This is a genomic window from Micromonospora sp. NBC_01740 (genome assembly GCF_035920365.1).
GTDB classification, from domain to species: domain Bacteria; phylum Actinomycetota; class Actinomycetes; order Mycobacteriales; family Micromonosporaceae; genus Micromonospora; species Micromonospora reichwaldensis.
Genome location: NZ_CP109150.1, coordinates 184,686 through 205,015 on the forward strand (window position 1 = coordinate 184,686; position 20,330 = coordinate 205,015).

Here is a 20,330-nt window from a genome sequence, read left to right on the forward strand (position 1 = left end):
GGTCCGGCTGACGCCTTGGGCAGGATACGTAATCCTCGCCCGATGCACTACCGTCCGTCGCGCCGGGCCTACCGGACGAACGTCCATGATCGACGAACGCCCCGCCGGGGGCCGGCGGGGCGTTCGTGGGTGGTACGGATCAGGCGTCGACGGAGATGCCGAGGCCCTCGGCGACCCGGCGGCCGTAGTCGGCGTCGCACTGGCTGAAGTGCCAGACCATCTTCTCCTGGATGTGCTTGTCGCACTGGGCCAGCAGGGTGGTGAGGTTGAGGATCAGGTCGTCCCGCTCCCAGTCGGCCATCTCGCGGTAGCGCCGGCCGGCCTGGGAGTAGTTGTTCTGCCGCTCGATCGGGGCCTTCATCACCTGGCCCGAGACGAACGGACGGTACTCCCGGTAGGACTCGTCGGCCTCCCGGAGACCGGCGACCGAGGACGGCTCGAAGTTGATGTGCGGGTTGGCACCACGGTCGTCCACCCCGTACGACATCTGGCCGCCGGTCTGGTTGGTGCTGACCCGCACGTCCTCGCGCGGCCGGTTGACCGGCAGCTGGAGGTAGTTCGGGCCGACCCGGTAACGCTGGGTGTCCGAGTAGGAGAACGTCCGGCCGATCAGCATCTTGTCGTCGGAGAAGTCGATGCCGTCGACCAGCACGCCGGTGCCGAAGGCGATCTGCTCGTTCTCGTTGTGGTGGTCGGTGATGTTGCGGTTGAGCGTCATCATGCCGACCGGCAGGTAGGGGAAGTCCTCCGCCGGCCAGATCTTGGTGTCGTCGAGCGGGTCGAAGTCCAGCTCCGGGTGCTCGTCGTCGCTCATCACCTGGACGTTGAGCTCCCACTTCGGGTGGTCGCCGCGCTCGATCGCCTCGTAGAGGTCCTTCGAGGCGTGACCCAGCTCGGTGGCCTGGATGGCGTCAGCCTCGGCCTGGGTGAGGTTGTGCTCGCCCTGCTGGGACAGCCAGTGGAACTTGACCAGCACGCCCTCGCCCTCGGCGTTGACGAGGCGGTAGGTGTTCACCCCGGAGCCGCGCATCGTCCGGTAGTTCTTCGGGATGCCGTACGGGGAGAAGAGCCAGGTCAGCATGTGCATCGACTCGGGCGTGTTCGACATGAAGTCGAAGATCCGGTTCGGCTCCTGACGGAAGGTGACCGGGTCCGGCTTCAGCGCGTGGATCACGTCCGGGAACTTGATCGCGTCGCGGATGAAGAAGACCTGGAGGTTGTTGCCCACCATGTCCCAGTTGCCGTCCTCGGTGCGGAACTTCACGGCGAAGCCGCGCGGGTCGCGCGCCGCCTCGGAGGAGTCCCGGCCGCCGATGACGGTGGAGAAGCGGATGGTGACCGGGGTCTTCTTGCCCCTGGTCTGGAACAGCTTGGCCCGGGTGTACGTCGACGCCGGCTGGTCGCCGATCGTCCCGTACGCCTCGAACTCGCCGTGCGCGACGAAGCCGCGGGCGTGCACCACCCGCTCCGGGATGCGCTCCCGGTCGAAGTGGCTGATCTTCTCCAGGAAGTGGTAGTTCTCCAGCGTCGCCGGGCCGCGCGAACCGACCGTCCGCTGCTGCTGGTTGTTGTGCACGGGGTGACCCTGACGGGTGGTGAGGATCGGCCTGTTGGCCTGCGGGTCGCTCATGGCTCTCCTCCGGTGGTCGTGGTCGTCCCGCCCAGCTCGTACCGGGCCGGTCCGCCGGCCGGGGCGAACCGGCGCAGCAGGATCCGACCGGCATCACCCCACCCAAGCGCGTTTTCTGGAACGAGTCAAGTTTTGGCGGCCGGTCACGCTGTGTGACTCGTCATGCCGCGGCGGGGAATCAGCGGGGGTCGGGTCCGCCGGGCAGCGGGGTCGGGTTCGTCAGGAAAGTGCACCGGAACGGGATTGGCGGGCAGTGAGCGGAGGGAATACCACCTGACGAAGGAGGAGCCATGTCGCCCACGCAGATAGTCGTCATCGTTCTCGTCGTGCTGGTGATCGCGGCCGTAGCCGTGGCCGCCCGGTCGTACGCCCGCCGCCGCGCGCTGCGGTCGCGGTTCGGTCCCGAGTACGACCGTGCCGTCGCCGAGCAGGACAGCCGGACCGCCGCCGAGCGGGAACTGCGGGAGCGGGAGCGCCGCCACGCGGAGCTCACGCTGACCCCCCTCGCCCCCGAGTCCCGGGCCCGGTACTCCGCCGCGTGGGAGGAGCTCCAGGTCCGCTTCGTCGACTCCCCCGCCGAGACCGTGGGTGAGGCGGACGAACTGGTCACCCGGCTCATCGCGGAACGTGGCTACCCCACCGGCGAGTTCTCCGACCAGATCGCCCACCTCTCCGTCGAACACGCCCGCACGCTGGGCCACTACCGCGACGCCCACGACATCCACCTGCGCAACTCCCGGGGCGAGGCGAGCACGGAGGAACTCCGCCAGGCCGTCGTCCACTACCGCGCCCTCTTCGCAGACCTGCTCGGCGAGGAGCCGGTCGGAGCCCGACCGTCCGAGCAGCACGACCCGGACAGCCAGCACGACGTCACGAGCCGCTAGGAGGATGACCATGCGCCAGGAAGAGCAGCGGGTGGGCAACGAGCACCCCGAGGCCGTCCGCTCCGAGCCGGTGCCGGTGCCGCCTCCGGGCGACCGGTCCGGCCGGGCCGACGTACCCGAGGACGTCCTCGACGACCGGGGCACCTTCGACGATCCGGCGGTCGCCGACCGCGACCGGACCGGCCGCAACCGGACCGGCCGCGACGACGACGAGCCGTCGCGCGACCGGGACGCCGGCCGGGCCCGGCCGGACGACCGGGACGCCGACCGCGACCGGGGCGGGTTCCACGAGCCGGGGCCGGTGCCGACCGCCTTCGGGGCCACCAGCGTCGGCGGCGCGGTCGCCGCGTCCGCCCTGGCCAGCCCCCTGCCGGAGGACGAGCCCGACCCGCGTACGGAGTCGACCGCGCGCCCGGGCGACGGTGCCGTGGGCGGCCCCCGGGAGGGCCGCCGGGCGGACCCGACCGCCGAGTTCCACCGTTCCGTCGGGCTCGGCGACGACCGTTCCGACGACCGGCAGGACCGCCGGGACGGCGCCGAGGTGCTGCCGCCGGACGCCGCAGACGGCCGTCCCGAGCGCCGGGCCGACGTCACCGGGTGGGCCGGCGACCCGGAGGGCGGCGCGGCCGGGGCTGCCGGGTACGGCAGCGCCACGCCCACGATGGTCGACCCGGACGCCGAGCACGCGCCGGCCGGGCGGGCGGCCACCGGGGAACTGGGGGTCGCCGGCACCGACCGGCCGGCGGGCGCGACCGTGGCCGCCGAACCGGCCAGCCTCTTCGACCCGGCGACGGCGCAGGGCTTCCGGGACCGCTGGCGCAACGTCCAGCTGCGCTTCGTGGACGATCCCCGCGCGGCGGCCGGGGAGGCCCAGTCGCTGGTCGACGAGGCCATCCAGGCGCTCTCCTCGGCGCTGTCCGCGCAGAAGAACAAGCTGGGCGGCTGGCAGGACGCCGGCTCCGCCGACACCGAACAGCTCCGGATGGCCGTCCGCCACTACCGCGACTTCCTGGACCGGGTGCTCGGGCGCTGACCCCGGTTCCCCACAGGCGCCCCCGGCCGACCGGCCGGGGGCGCCTCCGCGTCCGGACCCCGCTGTCGGCGGCCGCCCTCCGACACCTCCGGTGAGGCCGTCCCGTCCGTGCCTTCCGGGGTCGGGAAGCAGGGTGCGGGCGGGTTTGGCCGTCGCAGGCGTGAAACTGCGCGTTCGGGGTAATTGCCCGCGCACACTCATCGGGCACGGACGGTCGACGAAGGGTTACCGGGATGGACGGCGATGGCCTGCGGCTGAACATGAACGTCCTGGACTACGGCATCCTGGCGCTCTACTTCATCACGGTGCTCGGTGTCGGTTTCGCCGCCCGGCGGGCCATCCGGACCAGCGTCGACTTCTTCCTCTCCGGCCGCTCGCTGCCCGCCTGGGTGACCGGCCTGGCCTTCGTCTCGGCCAACCTCGGGGCGTTGGAGATCATCGGCATGGCCGCCAACGGCGCCCAGTACGGCGCGATGACGCTGCACTACTACTGGATCGGCGCCGTGCCGGCGATGGTCTTCCTCGGCATCGTGATGATGCCGTTCTACTACGGCTCCAAGGTCCGCAGCGTGCCCGAGTACCTGCGACTGCGCTTCAACCGCCCCACCCACCTGCTGAACGCGCTCAGCTTCGCCGTCGCCCAGGTGCTCATCGCCGGCGTGAACCTCTACGCCCTGGCACTGATCATGCAGGCGCTGCTCGGCTGGCCGCTCTGGGTCGCCATCGTGGTCGGCGCGCTGATCGTGCTGGCGTACATCACCGTGGGTGGGCTCTCCGGGGCGATCTACAACGAGGTGCTCCAGTTCTTCGTGATCATCGCGGGCCTGCTGCCGATCACGATCCTGGGACTGGTCAAGGTGGGCGGGGTGTCCGGCCTGATGGACGCGGTGCGCGAGTCCAAGCTGGGCGAGGCGGGGCTGCACACCTGGCAGGACACCGGCGGCACCGACAACCCGCTCGGCGCGCACTGGATCGGGATCGTCTTCGGGCTCGGCTTCGTGCTCTCCTTCGGCTACTGGACGACCAACTTCGCCGAGGTGCAGCGCGCGCTGTCGGCCAAGAACATGAGCGCCGCCCGGCGGACGCCGATCATCGCCGCGTACCCGAAGCTGCTCATCCCGGTGGTCACGGTGATCCCCGGCCTGGTCGCCCTGGTGACGGTGCAGGGGCTCGGCGCGGAGAGCGGCGACCTGGTCTACAACAACGCGATCCCGCTGCTGATGCGTGACCTGCTGCCCAACGGCGTGCTCGGGATCGCGGTGACCGGCCTGGTCGCGTCGTTCATGGCCGGCATGGCGGCGAACGTGAGCGGCTTCAACACCGTGTTCACCTACGACATCTGGCAGCAGTACGTGCGGCGGGACCGCCCCGACGACTACTACATCCGCATCGGCCGGTGGGCGACGGTCGGCGGCGTGCTGGTCGGCATCGGCACGGCGTTCATCGCCGCCGGCTTCAGCAACATCATGAACTACATCCAGGCGCTGTTCTCGCTGTTCAACGCGCCGCTGTTCGCCACCTTCATCATCGGCATGTTCTGGCGGCGGATGAGTGCGGCGGCCGGCTTCCTCTCCCTGCTGCTGGGCACCCTGGCGGCGCTGGCCACCTACCTGCTCTACAAGGCCGGGGTGGTGCACTTCAACTCCGACCTGGAGGAGAGCTTCTGGGGCGCCGGCATCGCGTTCGTCACGGCGGCCGTCGCCGCCGCCGTCGTCACCCCGTTCACCGCGAAGAAGCAGGACGAGGACCTGCGCGGGCTGGTCTACGGCATGGGCGCCGTCGACGTGAAGGGCGACCTGCTGACCGGGGACGCCGTCTGGTGGCGCTCCCCGGTGCTCCTCGGCCTGATCGCGGTGGCGCTGTCCCTCCTCCTCTACGTGCCGTTCTTCTAGGAAGGGGCGCTCGGCCATGAGCATGGAAAACCTCAACCCGCACGGGCACGACCGGTCGGTCGAGGCCACCGAGGAGGCCCGCCGCCGTTCGGCCGCCGCCCGGCTGTTCGACATCCGCCGGGTGATCGGTGGCCTCTTCACCGCGTACGGGGCGATCGTCACCCTGATCGGCGTCTTCGACGGCGATTCCGCCGTGCAGAAGGCGCAGGGGGTCCGGATCAACCTCTGGGCGGGTCTCGGCATGCTCGCCTTCGGCGTGCTGATGCTGCTCTGGCAGTGGCGCAATCCGGTCGAACCGCCGGAGACCCCCGACGAGGAGCGCTGAGCCGCCCCGCCGACACCCGGCATGGGCACCGCCCCGCCGGGTACGCGAGCAGGATCAGGAGACCACCTGGCGACAGGAGGGCAGCGACATGACGGATCGTGACCGTGACCGACCGCTGGAGGAGAGCCCGGAGGTGGCCGCGGCGGTCGAGGACGACACCGGCATCCCGCAGCTGAGGACCGGCGGCGGCGCCGACCGCGACACTCCGTCGTTCACCGGGGACCGGTCGGGCGGCGACGAGCTGATCGGCGACCCGTACGCCGCCGGCACCGGCGCGACCGGCACCGGCACCGGCGCGGCCCCGGACGACATCCGTACCGGGGCGGAGCAGCCCTGGGAGCCGGAGGACCTGGTCGCGGCCCGGGGGCAGGACATCACGCCGGAGAACGTCGAGCGGGCCCGCCGGGACCTGGCCGAGCTGGGCCGCGCGGCGATCGAGAAGACGGTGCCCTGACCGGCGTACGCGAGGGGCCCCCGGCCCGACCGTCGGACGGTCGGACCGGGGGCCCGGGGAACCTGCCGCTGGAGCGCCTCACCTACTGCCAGCGGCGGGTGGGCTCCAGTCTCAGAGCGCCGGGTACGCGTTCTGCATGAGCTGCGTGAACTGCGCCGGGAACCAGGCGCCCGAGATCGGGGCGTCCGGCAGGGCGCCGCTCATGCTGTTGCCGTTGCGGGCGTTGCCGGTGTAGGTCGGGTCGCACATCCGGTCGAAGCCCTTGCCCTCGTTGTTCGGGATCTCCTTGCTGGAGCCGTCCGACTCGCCCGGGGGCTTCACCCAGACGTAGGCGTCGATGCCCGGCTCCGGCGCGGCCTTCGGGCGCTCGCCCAGGCCGGCCCCGGCCTGGTTGCACCAGTTGCCGGCGTGGATCCGACGGTCCACCCGACCGCCGTTGACGTACGTGTCCACGTTGGTCGTCGCGCCCGGGCCGGTGGGCCGGGCGGTGCCGCCCCAGCCGTTGCGGGACGTGTCGATCAGCATGCCGATCTTCGAGTCGAAGCCCTTGGCGACGAGCTCGTTGCGGAACGCCTGGGCGAACGAGAGCTCGTCCACGTAGAAGTTCCAGTCGATCCACTTCGACTGCCGCACGCTGCTGCCGTTGACGTTGTCGGTGATCTTGATGTACGGCTCACGCAGCGCCGAGTAGTTGGCGGTGTTGACGATGAAGCCGTGCACGTTGTTCACGTTGCTGCCGGAGGCGACGGCGGCGTCCTTCAGGATCTGCGCGGTCGGGCTGAAGTTGCTGTCCCAGCCGATCCAGCCGTGGTGGGCGGCGTCGATGTAGTTGTAGACGTTGCCGATCGCGCCCAGCTTCGACAGGGCGTACCCGACGCCGTTGACGTAGGCGCCGTTGGCCTTCACCGTGTCGCACATCGCGGTGCCGCCGGGGTTGCCGGAGGTGTTGGTCACCAGGTTCGGCAGCGAGTCGATCTCGATGATGTTGACGATCCGCAGGCTGGCGTACTTCGGGTCGGCCTGGATCGCGGCGATCGGGTCGATGTACTCGGCCTTGTACCGGGGCAGCTCGTGAGCCTGCAGCTCACCGTTCGAGGCCAGCGCGGCGCAGTCGCGGCCGGGCAGGTTGTAGATGACGAACTGGATGTAGTTCGCCCCCTGCTCGAGCGCCTTGTCCAGGTGGTTCCGGACGCCCATCGCGCCGTTGGAGCTGCTGTCCGGGGTGCCGTTGATGGCGGCGATCCGGTCGATCCAGACGGCGGTCGGGTTGTTCGACACCCGGCTGCCGCCGGAAACGGACTCGGCCTTGGCCTTCCACTCCGGGTTCACGTACCCCTTGGCGTTCAGGTACGGGTTGTCCACCCGCTGACCGGGGGGCGGCGTGGTGGGCGGCGGGGTCGTCGGCGGCGGCGTCGACGGCGGCGGGGTGCTGGGCGGCGGGGTGGTGGGGTTGGTGCCGCCATTGCAGGTCACGCCGTTGAGCGTGAACGACGTCGGCTTCGGGTTGCTGCCGCTCCAGGCGCCGTTGAAGCCGAGGCTCACCGTGGCGCCGCTGGCCACCACGCCGTTGTAGGACTCGTTCTGCGCGGTGACGTTCTGGCCGCTCTGCGACCAGCGGGCCGACCAGCCCTGCTGCACCCGCTGGCTGCCGTCGGGGAAGGTGAAGCCCAGCGTCCAGCCGTTGAGGGCGTCGCCGGTGTTCTTGATGTTGACGGAGGCGGTGAACCCGCCCTGCCAGTCGCTGGTCGTGTACGACACGTCGCACTGGGTGGCGGCGTGCGCCACGGTGACCGGCAGGGTCACCAGTCCGCCCGCGACCAGAGCGCCCGCGCCGCCGAGCGCGAGGGCCCGGCGGGGGCCGGACAGCCTTCTCCACACATTCATGCCACTGATCTCCTTGGGCGAGACCGGATCCGCGAACGGCCCGGCGATAAGGCCCGATGGGCGTCCTGCGCGGACGTCCGCCGGTACCACGGGTTCTTCGGGGGGTGCCCGACCCGGACGGGCGTTTGGTGGTGGTCCGACCGGCGACGATGGGCCGGTCGGGAGGCGGGACGTCGTCCGGCGGACCGGTGCCCTCGACTCCTGCCTGCGCGGTGTGGCTCCCCGAACCGCGTGCAGCGATTCTTGCATGGGAGCGCTTCCATGGCAATGCCTCGATGTGGTGGGGAGCGGCCGGAGGGGACGCCCGGTGCCGGCGGGCCGGACGGGACGGGACGCGACCACCGGCGCGGGCACGCGCCGCGCGACCGGCCCTCCGGGTGCCGGGAGGGCGGGAACCACCCGAGCCGGTCGGGCGCGTCACCAAAGCGGCGTAGCTCCCCTACCGCCCTTAGCCTCCATAAATACCAAAACACGAATCTTTCCCTGCATAGCTCGTGAATCGGTCTAACGTCGTCCGTAGCTCGGTTGTCACCGGGCTCTAGGACAACAGGGATGGAGTGACGCAGGTCATGGCAAACAAGATGCTCGGGAAGGTCGTTGCTGGCGCGGCCCTCGGTGGCGCCTCCTTGCTCGTGTTCACGCCGGGGATCGCGTTCGCGGACGGCCACCACGACGACGAGGGCAAGGTCTACGCCAAGCCGCACGTCGTCAGGGCGGGCGAGACGGTCAAGCTGCTCGAGGTCTGCCCCGACCGGCAGGAGCACGCCTTCGTGTGGTCGAAGGTCACCGGCAAGGTCGAGCTCAAGCCGGCCGAGGGCCGCAACGACTGGCGTGGCGGGGAGGAGGACTCCCGCGACCACGACAAGGGCAAGGACCACGAGGACAAGGGCAAGGACCACGACAAGGGCAAGGACCACGAGGACAAGGGCCGCGACCACGGCAAGGACGACAACGGCAAGGACGAGACGCCCAAGCCGCAGCCGTCCGCCACTGCCACCGCCACCGGACAGCCGAAGCCGCCGACCAACGGCCAGGGTGGCGGCGCCGCCGACGCCGGCGCCGAGGGCGAGCGCGACTGGAAGGGCTACGAGCACGGCCAGGACGCCGAGGGCGACCGCGAGGGCCGCGAAAAGGGCCACGACAAGGGCGACCGCGAGGGCCGCGAGAAGGGCCACGACAAGGGCGACCGCGAGGGCCGCGAGGGTCGCGAGGACAAGTACGGCTCGGGCAGCAACGGCTCGGACGAGTACGACCGCAAGGGCCACGACAGCGGCTGGTCGGACGAGGAGTCCGAGGGCAACGGCAAGGACGAGGACCGCTGGGAGCACAAGCGGGACTTCATCTACTACGGCGAGGCCGAGGTCTCCGAGGACGCCAAGCCGGGCCGCTACGAGCTCAAGGGCTCCTGCGGCGAGGGCGAGCTGGTCGTGCTGCCGCGCGGTGGGGTCGACGGTGGTGACGGTGGCGTCGCCGCCGGCACCGACCGGGGCCTGGCCGCCGGTGGGGCGAGCCTGATCGGCGCGGCGGCCCTGGGCGGCCTCGTGCTGATGCGCCGGCGTCGGACCGATGAGTCCTTCGTCTGACATGACGGCGACACCGGCCGGCGGCCGTCACGGGACACCGTGGCGCGCCGCCGGCGCGGCCGTCGTCGTCGTGGTCGCCATGGTCGGCGCCGGTCTGATCGGCGCCTCGGCCAAGACCGGGCCCGCGCCCCGCCCCCCGCAGCCCCTGGCCGCGCCCGCCAGCACCGGGCCGGCGGACGCCGACGTGCCGAACCCCGACGCGGACCCGGACGTCGCCGGCACGGGCCTGGCGCGCTCCGCCCCCACCACGATCGCCATCCCCCGCATCGGGGTCGACGCCTCGATCATGTCGCTCGGCACCAACCCGGACGGCACCGTCCAGGTGCCCCCGCTGGAGCAGGCGCAGCTGGCCGGCTGGTACGAGCCGGGGCCGAGCCCGGGTGAGATCGGCAACGCGGTCATCGTCGGGCACGTCGACTCCGCGGAGATCGGGCCGGCGGTCTTCTTCTCCCTCGGTGCCCTGCAACCGGGCGACACCATCATCGTCACCCGGGAGGACGGGCAGCAGGCCACCTTCACGGTCGAGTCGGTCAAGGCGTACCCGAAGACGGAGTTCCCGACCGAGCAGGTCTACGGTCCCAGCGACCGGCCCGGCCTGCGCGTGGTCACCTGCGGCGGGACCTTCGACCAGGCCGCCGGCAGCTACCCCGACAACGTGGTCGTCTTCGCCTCCATGCCGGCGTGAGCCGGCAACCACGCGGCAGCCTCCACCGGGGGACACGACGCGGCCCGGCCGATCGGGAGACCGGCCGGGCCGCGTGCCGTACGCGTCAGGCGGCGGCGGAGGTCCGCACCAGGGTGCGGATCTGGCGCAGCAGCACCGACAGGGCGGCGAGATCCGCCCGGGACTCGTCGAACTCCCCCATCGCCCGCTCGGCGCGGTGGATCGACGTGGCGTTCGACTGCTCCCACTGGAGCACCCGCTCCTGCGGCGACAGGCTGCCGGCGGTGGAGTCGAGCACCTCCGCGGTCAGCGCGGCCAGCGCGGCGTACAGGTCGTAGCGCAGCGCCATCCGGGCCAGCGTCTGCCAGCGGTCCTCACGCGGCAGCAGGGAGATCTTCGACAGCAGCGAGTCGACCCGGAACCGGTCGGAGAGCACGAAGTAGACCGAGGCCACCTCGCCGACGTCCCGCCCGCTGCTCGCCGCGGTCTCCACCACGTCGAGCAGGCCGAAGCTGTACATCAGCCGGGTCGCCTGCTCGGCCAGGTCACGCGGCAGCCCCCGCTCGGTGAGCGAGTCGATGTGCGCCGCGAGGGAGTCCCGCTCGCTGCCGTAGAAGCGCTCCTCCAGGTCGGGCAGGAGCTGGGCCACCCCGTCGCGCAGCCGGGCGATCTCCGCCGGCACGTCGATCGGCGACCGGCGGTTGGTCACCAACCACCGCACCGCCCGGTCGACCAGCCGCCGGGTGTCCAGGTACACGCTGGTCTGCAACTCCGGGTCGACCTTGTTGTCCAGGTCCTCCACCGCGTCCCAGAGCGCGCCCAGCCCGAACACCTCGCGGACCACCACGTACGCCCGGATGACGTCCGCCGCCGGGGCGGCCGTCTCCTCGACCACCCGGAAGACGAACGAGATGCCGCCCCGGTTGATCGCCTCGTTGACCAGCACCGTCGTCACGATGTCCCGGCGCAGCCGGTGCTGGCCCATCCGGTCGGCGAACCGCTCGCGCATCGGCGTCGGGAAGTAGTTGACCAGGACGTCGGTCGTCCACTCCTCGTCCGCGAGCCCCTCGGCCAGGATCTCCGTCTCAAGGACGATCTTGACGTACGCGAGCAGCACCGCGAACTCCGGCGCGGTCAGCCCGGACTCGGTCCGCACCGCCATCTCGTCGTCCGGCGGCAGCGCCTCCAGGGACCGGTCCAGCGCCCCCGAGCGCTCCAGATCGGTGATCATCCGCCGGTGCACGGGCAGCAGCGAGGCGGCCTGAGCCTGCGCGTTGTTGATCGCCCGGGCCTGGTCGTAGTTGTCCCTCAGCACCAGCTCGGCGACCTCGTCGGTCATCGCGGCGAGCAGCTCGTCCCGCTCGGGGACGGTCAACGCGCCGTCGGCGACCGCCGTGTTCAGCAGGATCTTGATGTTCACCTCGTGGTCGGAGCAGTCCACCCCGGCCGCGTTGTCGATGAAGTCCGTGTAGATCCGGCCGCCGGTCTGGGCGTACTCGATGCGACCGAGCTGGGTCCAGCCCAGGTTGCCGCCCTCGCCGGCCACCCGGCACCGCAGGTTCCTGCCGTCCACCCGGATCGCGTCGTTGGACTTGTCGCCCACCTCCGCGTTGGTCTGGCTGGAGGCCTTCACGTACGTGCCGATGCCGCCGTTCCAGAACAGGTCGACCGGCGCCGTCAGGATCGCCTTCATCAGCTCCTGCGGCGACATCTGCGTGACGTCGTCGCCCAGGCCCAGCACCGCGCGGACCTGCGGCGAGACCGGCACCGACTTGGCGGTACGCGGGTACACCCCGCCGCCGGCCGAGATCAGTCCCCGGTCGTAGTCCTCCCACGACGAGCGGGGCAGGTCGAACAGCCGCTTCCGCTCGGCGTACGAGGCGGCGGCCTCCGGGTCGGGGTCGAGGAAGATGTGCCGGTGGTCGAACGCGGCCACCAGCCGGATGTGCTCCGACAGCAGCATCCCGTTGCCGAACACGTCGCCGGACATGTCGCCGACACCGACCACGGTGAAGTCCTGGGTCTGGGTGTCGTGACCCATCTCGCGGAAGTGCCGCTTCACCGACTCCCAGGCGCCCCGGGCCGTGATGCCCATCTTCTTGTGGTCGTACCCGGCCGAGCCGCCGGAGGCGAACGCGTCGCCGAGCCAGAACTGGTGCGCCGTGGAGATCTCGTTGGCGATGTCCGAGAACGTCGCCGTGCCCTTGTCCGCCGCGACCACCATGTACGGGTCGTCGCCGTCGTGCCGGACCACGTCCTCCGGCGGCACGATCTCGCCGCTGACGATGTTGTCCGTGACGTCCAGCAGCGCCGAGATGAACTCCTTGTAGCAGACGACCGCCTCGTCGCGGTCCCCCGGCTTCTGCTTGAGCACGAAGCCGCCCTTGGCGCCCACCGGCACGATGACGGCGTTCTTCACCATCTGCGCCTTGACCAGGCCGAGCACCTCGGTGCGGAAGTCCTCCCGGCGGTCGGACCAGCGCAGCCCGCCCCGGGCCACCGGCCCGAACCGCAGGTGCACGCCCTCGAAGCGCGGCGAGTACACGAAGATCTCGAACTTCGGCCGCGGCGCCGGCAGGTCCGGGATCGCCTGCGGGTCCAGCTTGAGCGCCACGTACGACTTCGGCCGCCCGTCGGTGCGCTTCTGGTAGAAGCTGGTGCGCAGGGTGGCCTGGATCATCGTCAGGTAGGCGCGCAGGATCCGGTCCTGGTCGAGGCTGGCGACGTCGTCCAGCGCGGCCCGGATGTCGCCCACCAGCTCGGCGCTGCGCTGCTGCCGCTGCTCGTGGCCGTCCTCGCCGGGCGCGAACCGCACCTCGAACAACTCCACCAGCAGGGCGGCGATCCTCGGGTACGCGATGAAGGTCTGCTCCATGTACTCCTGGGAGAAGACCGTGCCGGCCTGGCGCAGGTACTTCGCGTACGCGCGCAGCACCACGACCTGCCGCCAGGTGAGGCCGGCGCGCAGCACCAGCTCGTTGAAGCCGTCCACCTCGGCCTCGCCCCGCCACGCCGCCGCGAAGGCGTTCTCCACGTGCGGGCGCACCTCGGACAGCTCCTGGTGGCCCTCCGGCAGCCGCAGCCCGAAGTCGTAGAGGTAGACCCGACCGTCGATCCGGTCCACCTCGTGCGGGTGCTCGTCGACCACCTTGACGCCGAGCGAGTGCAGCACCGGCAGCACGGCGGAGAGCATCATCGGCTCGCCGTAGCGGTAGACCTTGAAGCGGACGTCCATCGCCTCGTCGACGTCCGGCCCCCGCCCGCCGGCCCGCGGCGCGAGCTGCTTGCGGAACAGGTGCATCTCCAGCTGGCCGGGCTCCTCCAGCAGCTCCAGCTTCGCCAGGTCCTTCATGGCCTCGTACGGCGTGTGGCCGTCCTTGTAGCCCTCCGGGAAGGCGTCGGCGTAGCGGGTGAACAGGTGCTTGGCCTGCTCGTCGCCGAGCTTGCGCTCCAGCACCAGCCGGTAGTCGTCGTCCCAGAGCCGGGTCGCGTCGGCCAGCTCCTCGGCGAGCAGGTCGGCGTCGATGTCGCCCGGAGTCCGGCTCGGGTCGGTCCGGACGATGAAGTGCACCCGGGCGAGCATCGACTCGGTGACCCGGGTCGTGTAGTCGACCCCGACGCCGTTCAGCTCGCGCAGCAGGATGTCCTGCATCCGCAGGCGGTTCTGGGTGGTGAACCGGTCCCGGGGCAGGTAGATCAGGCAGGAGATGAACCGCCCGTACGCGTCCCGGCGCAGGAACACCCGCAGCTGCCGGCGGCCGGCCATCCGCAGCACCCCGATGACCGCGTGGTAGAGGTCCTCGGTCTTGATCTGGAACAGCTCGTCGCGCGGGTAGGTCTCCAGGATCTGGAGCAGGTCCTTGCCGGAGTGGCTGCGCTGGCTCAGGCCGGAGCGGTCCAGCACCTCGGCCACCTTGCGGCGGACCACCGGCAGCTCCTGCACGCTGGTCCGGTACGCGGCCGTGGAGAACAGCCCCAGGAAACGCCGCTCGCCGATCACCTCGCCGGCCTCGTTGAAGATCTTGAAGCCGATGTAGTCGAGGTAGGCGGAGCGGTGCACGGTGGCCCGCGAGTTCGCCTTGGTGATGATCAGCAGCCGCTTCTCGGTGACCTTGTCGTGCGCCTCGGGCGTCATCGACGACAGCGGCCGGGCATCCGGGGAGTCCTGGCGCAGGATGCCCAGCCCGGTGCCGAGCACCGCCTCCAGGGCCTGGCCGCTGCCCCGCTCCCCGTCCGCGGCACCCGACTCGCCGGTGTCGACCAGCCGGTACTCCCGGTAGCCCAGGAACGTGAAGTGGTCGTGGGCGAGCCAGCGGAGCAGCTCCACCGAGTCCGTGATGTCCTTCTCCGGCACCGGCGGCCGGTTGTCCGACGTCCGCGCGGCGGCCAGCTCGTCGGCGAGGGCGAGGGCGCGCTGGCGCATCTTCGGCCAGTCCTCCACCGCCTCCCGCACGTCGGTGAGCACCCGCTGGAGCTCCCGGCGCAGCCGGTCCCGCTCGGCGGCGTCGCGTACCGGGTCGATCTCGATGTGCATCCAGCTCTCGACCAGGTCGCCGGCGATGGCGTCGTCGGGCTCGACGTCGGCGGAGACCTCGACCAGCCGGCCCAGCGGCTCGCGCCGGACCACCACCAGCGGGTGGACCAGCAGGTGCACGTCCAGGTGGTGCGAGTTGAGCAGGGCGGTCACCGAGTCGACCAGGAACGGCATGTCGTCGGTGACGATCTCGATGACGGAGTGGTGCTGCTCGGCGTCGGGCTCGTGGATGCGCAGCTTCAACTCGCCCGGTACGCGCTGCTCGGCGAGGTCGCGGTGCGCGCGGGCCGCCTCCAGCATCTCCTCGGCGGTGAAGCCGATCAGCTCCTCGTCCGGCGCGAACCGCCAGAAGCGGCTGACCAGGGTCGCCGCGTCGTGGTCGTCGCCGGCGAGCGCGACCGCCTGGGCGACCAGGCGCTCCACGTTGGGAACGGGCTCGTCGAGCTCGTTGTCCTCCACGTCGTCGGCCAGCGCGTCGACGGGCAGGCCCAGATCGTAGAGGGTGTCGATACTCGAACCGGTCATCCCGGTCACTCCTGTGTCGAGCCGGCCGAAGCCGTCCCCGTCGGTCGCCGAATCGAAGCTGTCGTCCCGGCCGGTGTCATCCTGCCGGAGGTCGGGTCCCGGTTTGATCGCCGGACGCCGGTCCATCGGTGCCACTCCCCTCGACCCACCGCATTGTGGGTCACTCTGCCGCCCAGCCTAGGCCCTGCCGTTCCGCCCCTTGCTCGGCGGACCACAGTGCGGACGTCCGGTTCCGGACTTCGTCCTTTCACCCGTTGCGGGTACGAGGTTGGCCGGTTCGGGAGTACCCCGCCACCAGTCGTTCATCACCCGGGCAGCGGCTCTCTTTCCGCACGTCCCGGTGCGGGGGGACGGTGCGGACGGCGCCGCCGTACTAGCGTGCAGGGCAGTTCCGAGATCGGAGATCCGCTTCCATGCGCCTGTCGTACCCCCGCCGCCCCCGCCGCAACCGGCTCCGCCCGCCGCTGGCGCTGCTCGCCGCGACCGCGCTCGCAGCCGGCGCCCTCACCGCGTGCTCGGGCGGTGACGGACCGGAGCGCAGCGTCGACGCGTTCCTGGCCGGCTGGCGCTCGGGCGACCTCCAGGCCGTCGGCCTCGTCGACCCGACCGGCGCCAAGGTGCCGGCGGCCGACGTCGCCCGCGAGCTCAAGGAGCTCTCCGGCGAGCTGGCGGCCACGCCGCCGGCGCTGACCCGCCGGGGCGAGGCGAAGGTGACCAAGGACGTCGCGACCGCGGTGGTCAAGGTCGACTGGGCCCTCCCGGGCGGAACCCGTTGGGCGTACGAGCGTCCGGTGCGACTCACCCGCGGCGGCGACGAGTGGCGGGTGATCTGGGAGCCGCAGGTGGTGCAGGAGCAGCTCACCCGGGGCGACCGGCTCGGGCTGCGCCGCGACACCGCCACCCGGGCCGCGGTGCTCGACGCCGCCGGCCAGCCGATCGTGGCGCCCCGACCCGTGGTGCGGGTCGGGCTCCAACCGGGCGAGGTCACGGACCTCCCGGGCCTGACCCGGAAGCTGGACGCGGCCTTCCGGGCGATCCGGCCGGCGATCACCCCGCCGGTGGACCTCTCCGATCTGCGCAAGCGGCTCGCCGACGCGGATCCGGGCGCGTTCGTCGAGGTGGTGACCCTGCGCGAGGAGGCGTACCGGCAGATCAAACCACGCATCTACGAACTGCCGGGCACCAAGTTCCGCAGCGACAAGCTCGACCTGGCCCCCACCCGCGAGTTCGCCCGGGCGGTGCTCGGCTCCGTCGACCCGGCCCAGGCCGACGACCTCGCCCAGCACCCCGACCGCTACGAGGCCGGCGACCTGGTCGGCCACGGGGGCCTCCAGGGCCACCACGACGAGCGGCTACGCGGCGCGCCGGGGCTGACCGTGATCACCGAGCGCCCCGGCCCGGACGGCACGCTGGTGCCCACCGGCACCGAGGTGTTCCGCAGCGAGCCGAAGTCGGGGCAGCCGGTCAGGACCACGCTCGACGTGGCCACCCAGAACGCGGCCGACACCGCCCTGCGCGGCGAGAAGCGCCGGGCGGCGCTGGTCGCGGTGCGGATCAGCGACGGCGCGGTGCTCGCCGCGGCCAACGGTCCCGGCGCCGCCGGGGAGAACCTGGCCTTCACCGCCCAGGTTCCGCCGGGCTCCACCTTCAAGATGGTCAGCGCGCTCGGTCTGCTCGACCGGGGCGCGGTCACGCCGGACGCGACGGTGGACTGCCCGAAGACGTTCACCGTCGACGGCAGGCCGTTCAAGAACTCCGACAACTTCGTGCTGGGGCCGGTGCCCTTCCGCACCGACTTCGCCAAGTCCTGCAACACCGCGTTCGCCGCGCTGGCGCCGAAGCTCGGCCCCGACGGACTGGCCGTGACCGGTCGTTCCCTCGGGCTGGAGGGGCAGTGGGACGTCGGCCTCGACGCCTTCACCGGCAAGGTCTCGGCGAACGGCGGGGCGACCGAGCAGGCCGCCGCCGCCATCGGCCAGGGCACCACGCTGGTCAGCCCGCTGGCCATGGCGTCGGCCACCGCGGCGGTCGCCCGGGGTCGGTTCGAACAGCCGAAGCTGGTCCTCGACCCCGCCCCGGCCCAGCCCGCCGCCCCCGGCCCGCAGCTCAAGCCGGAGTCGGTCGAGGGGGTCCGGGCGATGATGCGGGAGGTGGTCACGGCCGGCTCCGGCAGCGCGCTGCGGGACGTACCGGGCGCGCCGGTGCACGGCAAGACGGGCACCGCCGAGTACGACGACAACCCGGCGCACACGCACGCCTGGTTCGTCGGCTGGCAGGGCGACGTCGCGTTCGCGGTCTTCGTCGAGAAGGGCGGAGCCAGCACCGCCACCGCCGTCCCGGCCGCCGAGCGCTTCCTCCGCGCCCTCTCCCGCTGACCAGCCTCACCGACACCGGTCTCGACGCCGGTGGCGGTGGCGGTGGCGGCGATGGCGGCGGCGTTGACTGGCGGCGTCGGGCACCCGTGGGCACCGCCGCTTCGCGGTTCACGCGGCCACGTCCTGGTCGGCGTGGTCCGTCACGTGTCGGCGACGGCGACGTGTAGTTGCGGCAGGCCTCGGCGGCCCAAGCCGGCCGCACAAAGGGCCGGTCGCCGCACCGGGAGCCCCACCTGCCTGCCGCCAGGAAGCGAGCATTGATGATCAGGACGCCATGGACGTTACCGGGCGGTTTTAACGTCCATGGCGTCCTGATCACCACTGGATGGCGGGCGTTCCCGCGCAACCGGAGCGACGCTGTGGAGCTGCCCCTACCGACGGGGCAGGCGCCGACGCCCGCCGGGCGCACGCCGGCAATCCACCGGTGGAACACCATGGGTGTCAAAAACCTTCGGTGACACCCCTGGTGTTCCACCCGTCACCTCGCGTCCCACCAGCCTCCGCGACCGAACCCGGCAGGTGGGCCGGCCCTAGAGCAATCGGCCCTGCCTCGACCGCGCCAGTCTCGATCGTCTTGGGCACGTGCCACCAGCCGCCCGGCCGTGACCTGCCCTGGGCACGTGCCACCAGCCGCCCCGCCTTGCCCTGAACCGGGCGCGTGCGATCAGCCGCCCCGCCTTGCCCTGAACCGGGCGCGTGCGATCAGCCGCCCACCTCGCCCTGCCCTGGGCACGTGCGATCAACCGCCCACCTCGCCCTGCACCGGGCACGTGCGATCAACCGCCCACCTCGCCCTGCACCGGGCACGTGCGATCAACCGTCCCGGCGCGACCGGGCCCGGCAGGTGGGCGCACAGATGGGGCAGCTCGACAGGGGGTCAGGCGATACCGGCGGCGGATGGCGAGGTTCCGTCCTCGGGCGAGGGCGGCGGATCGCCCGGGTCGAGGCCCGCGAGCGGTGCCCGGCGCAGCAGGCCCGGGCCAGCGGAGGCGGGCGGGCCGACCGGTTCCGGCACGGCGACACCGTCGGAGGCGGCGCCACCCGGGGCCACCGGCCCGAGCGGCCGGAGCGGGGCTGGCGGAGCACTCTCGGCACGCTCCTCGGCGCCGCCCGGGTGCCGGTCGTCTCCGTCAACGCGTGGAACGGGGGCGGAAACGAGCGCCGGGGCGGAGGCCGACGGAGGCATGATCGGCACCTCGGGACGACCGTTGCTCCGCCGAGCCGAGGGCACGACCGAGCCGGCAGACGCCGACGGCCCGGCCGAATCCGCAGACGCCGACGGCCCAACCGAGCCAGCAGACGCCGAGCGCGTGGCAGGGGCGGCAAACGCAGACGGCCCAGCCGACACCGCAGACGGCCCAGCCGACACGGCAGACGGCCCAGCCGACACGGCAGACGGCCCGGACGACACGGCAGAGGAAGACGGCACGCCGGGGGCGGCAGACGGCGACGGCACGGTCGGCGCGGCGGACGCAGAGGACGTGGTGGGGGCGGAGGGGGCGGAACGCCTGGTGGGGGCGGCAGACCGTGACGGCGCGGACGAGGCGGCGGACGCCGACGGGCCCGGCAGCAGTCGGGGCGGCGAAGCCGTCGGCGCCGAGACCGGGCGCAGCCCGGCCACCACGGTGTTGACGATCTCGGCCGCGTACGCGCCGTCCGGGTCGTAGTCGGGGTCGAAGACGGTCAGCTCGACGCCGAGGCAGTGCGGGGTGTCGACGAGGCCGGCGAGCAGGATCTCCAGCTCGGCGAAGGCGATCCCGCCCGGGTCGGGGGCGTCGACCGCCGGCATCACGGCCGGGTCCAGCACGTCCACGTCGATGTGCACCCAGTAGCCGGCGCAGTCGGCGAGCTGCTCGTGCGCCCACTGTGCCGTACGCGCGGCGCCCTCGGCGCGCAGCGCCGGCACCGGCCGGGTGGTGATCCCGGCGGCCTGGAGGTCGAGGCGGTACTCGTCCTGCGCCCGGATGCCGAGCACCACCACGTCGATGTCCCGGAAGTACGGCCGGCGCCCCTCGATGGCGGCCAGGTCGGCCTGCCCCCGCCCGGTGACCAGCGCGAGGTCCTCGCCGGCCGCCGCGCCCACGTAGGAGGCGTTGCCGGGGTGCCGGAAGTCGGAGTGGCCGTCGACGAAGACCAACCCGATGCGCCCGCCGACCGCCTCGCCGAGCCGGTGCATGGCCAGTGCCGAACCGAGCAGGATGGAGCAGTCGCCGCCGAGCACCAGCGGGAACTCGCTGCGGTCGATGATGGCGCCGATCCGTTCCGCGAGCGCCACCGAGTAGTCGGCGATCTCGCGGGCGTGGCAGACCCCGTCCCCCGGTCGCCAGTCGCCGGGGTCGTAGCGGGGAGCGGTGAGGCAGCCCGCGTCGCGGGCCCGCAGCCGGGCGAGCAGCCCCTGGTCGCGCAGCGCGCCCGGGGCCTTGCCGCAGCCGGGGACCGAGGTGGACGTGGGTGGGCGCAGGCCGAGGTTGCTGGGCGCGTCGAGGACGGCGATCCGGCGCATCATGGGCTCCCGTCCTCGAGGTGTCGGGCGGGCCGGCCGGAACG

General features: G+C 72.1%; 11 protein-coding genes and 1 pseudogene. 8 read left to right on the top strand and 4 right to left on the bottom strand.

Features of this window, described 5'->3' with window-relative positions; genetic code table 11:
- Positions 1–139: 139 nt before the first annotated feature.
- Positions 140–1,630 (bottom strand): catalase, encoded by a 1,491-nt coding sequence (locus tag OG989_RS00805; protein ID WP_327029412.1) that lies wholly within the window; start codon positions 1,628–1,630, stop codon positions 140–142.
- Between the two features lie 290 nt (positions 1,631–1,920).
- Between OG989_RS00805 and OG989_RS00810 the strand changes: the two genes are divergently transcribed.
- From OG989_RS00810 to OG989_RS00830, 5 genes are all read left to right on the top strand, one after another.
- The gene (locus OG989_RS00810) at positions 1,921–2,514 is read left to right on the top strand and encodes a hypothetical protein (RefSeq protein ID WP_151453310.1); all 594 of its coding nucleotides are present in this window, start codon (positions 1,921–1,923) and stop codon (positions 2,512–2,514) included.
- 10 nt (positions 2,515–2,524) lie between these two features.
- Complete coding sequence (locus OG989_RS31890) at positions 2,525–3,547, top strand: hypothetical protein (protein ID WP_151453311.1); 1,023 nt, start codon at positions 2,525–2,527, stop codon at positions 3,545–3,547.
- Positions 3,548–3,780: 233 nt separating this feature from the next.
- Positions 3,781–5,439 (top strand): sodium:solute symporter family protein, encoded by a 1,659-nt coding sequence (locus OG989_RS00820; protein ID WP_327029413.1) that lies wholly within the window; start codon positions 3,781–3,783, stop codon positions 5,437–5,439.
- A gap of 16 nt (positions 5,440–5,455) precedes the next feature.
- A complete protein-coding gene (locus tag OG989_RS00825) occupies positions 5,456–5,764 on the top strand; it encodes a hypothetical protein (protein WP_151453313.1) in 309 nt (102 codons plus the stop codon).
- Positions 5,765–5,852: 88 nt separating this feature from the next.
- Positions 5,853–6,218: a hypothetical protein gene (locus OG989_RS00830; protein ID WP_327029414.1), complete on the top strand. Its 366-nt coding sequence runs from the start codon at positions 5,853–5,855 to the stop codon at positions 6,216–6,218.
- Between the two features lie 111 nt (positions 6,219–6,329).
- Here OG989_RS00830 and OG989_RS00835 read toward each other — a convergent pair whose 3' ends face one another.
- Positions 6,330–8,102 (bottom strand): glycoside hydrolase family 6 protein, encoded by a 1,773-nt coding sequence (locus OG989_RS00835; protein ID WP_327029415.1) that lies wholly within the window; start codon positions 8,100–8,102, stop codon positions 6,330–6,332.
- Positions 8,103–8,671: 569 nt separating this feature from the next.
- Between OG989_RS00835 and OG989_RS00840 the strand changes: the two genes are divergently transcribed.
- Positions 8,672–9,685, top strand: coding sequence for a hypothetical protein (locus OG989_RS00840; RefSeq protein WP_327029416.1), 1,014 nt, complete (start codon positions 8,672–8,674; stop codon positions 9,683–9,685).
- Position 9,686: 1 nt separating this feature from the next.
- Complete coding sequence (locus tag OG989_RS00845) at positions 9,687–10,370, top strand: class F sortase (protein WP_327029417.1); 684 nt, start codon at positions 9,687–9,689, stop codon at positions 10,368–10,370.
- Between the two features lie 85 nt (positions 10,371–10,455).
- Here the strand turns inward: OG989_RS00845 and OG989_RS00850 are convergent, their stop codons facing one another.
- Positions 10,456–15,534 (bottom strand): NAD-glutamate dehydrogenase, encoded by a 5,079-nt coding sequence (locus tag OG989_RS00850; protein WP_151457063.1) that lies wholly within the window; start codon positions 15,532–15,534, stop codon positions 10,456–10,458.
- A gap of 287 nt (positions 15,535–15,821) precedes the next feature.
- On the opposite strand from OG989_RS00850, the gene OG989_RS00855 reads away from it, so the two are divergent.
- On the top strand, positions 15,822–17,783 hold the full coding sequence (locus OG989_RS00855) for a penicillin-binding transpeptidase domain-containing protein (RefSeq protein ID WP_327029418.1): 1,962 nt from the start codon (positions 15,822–15,824) through the stop codon (positions 17,781–17,783).
- A 1,375-nt stretch (positions 17,784–19,158) separates the two neighbouring features.
- Here OG989_RS00855 and OG989_RS00860 read toward each other — a convergent pair.
- Positions 19,159–20,289: pseudogene (locus tag OG989_RS00860) on the bottom strand (arginase family protein); the annotation flags it as partial.
- Between the last annotated feature and the right edge of the window lie 41 nt (positions 20,290–20,330).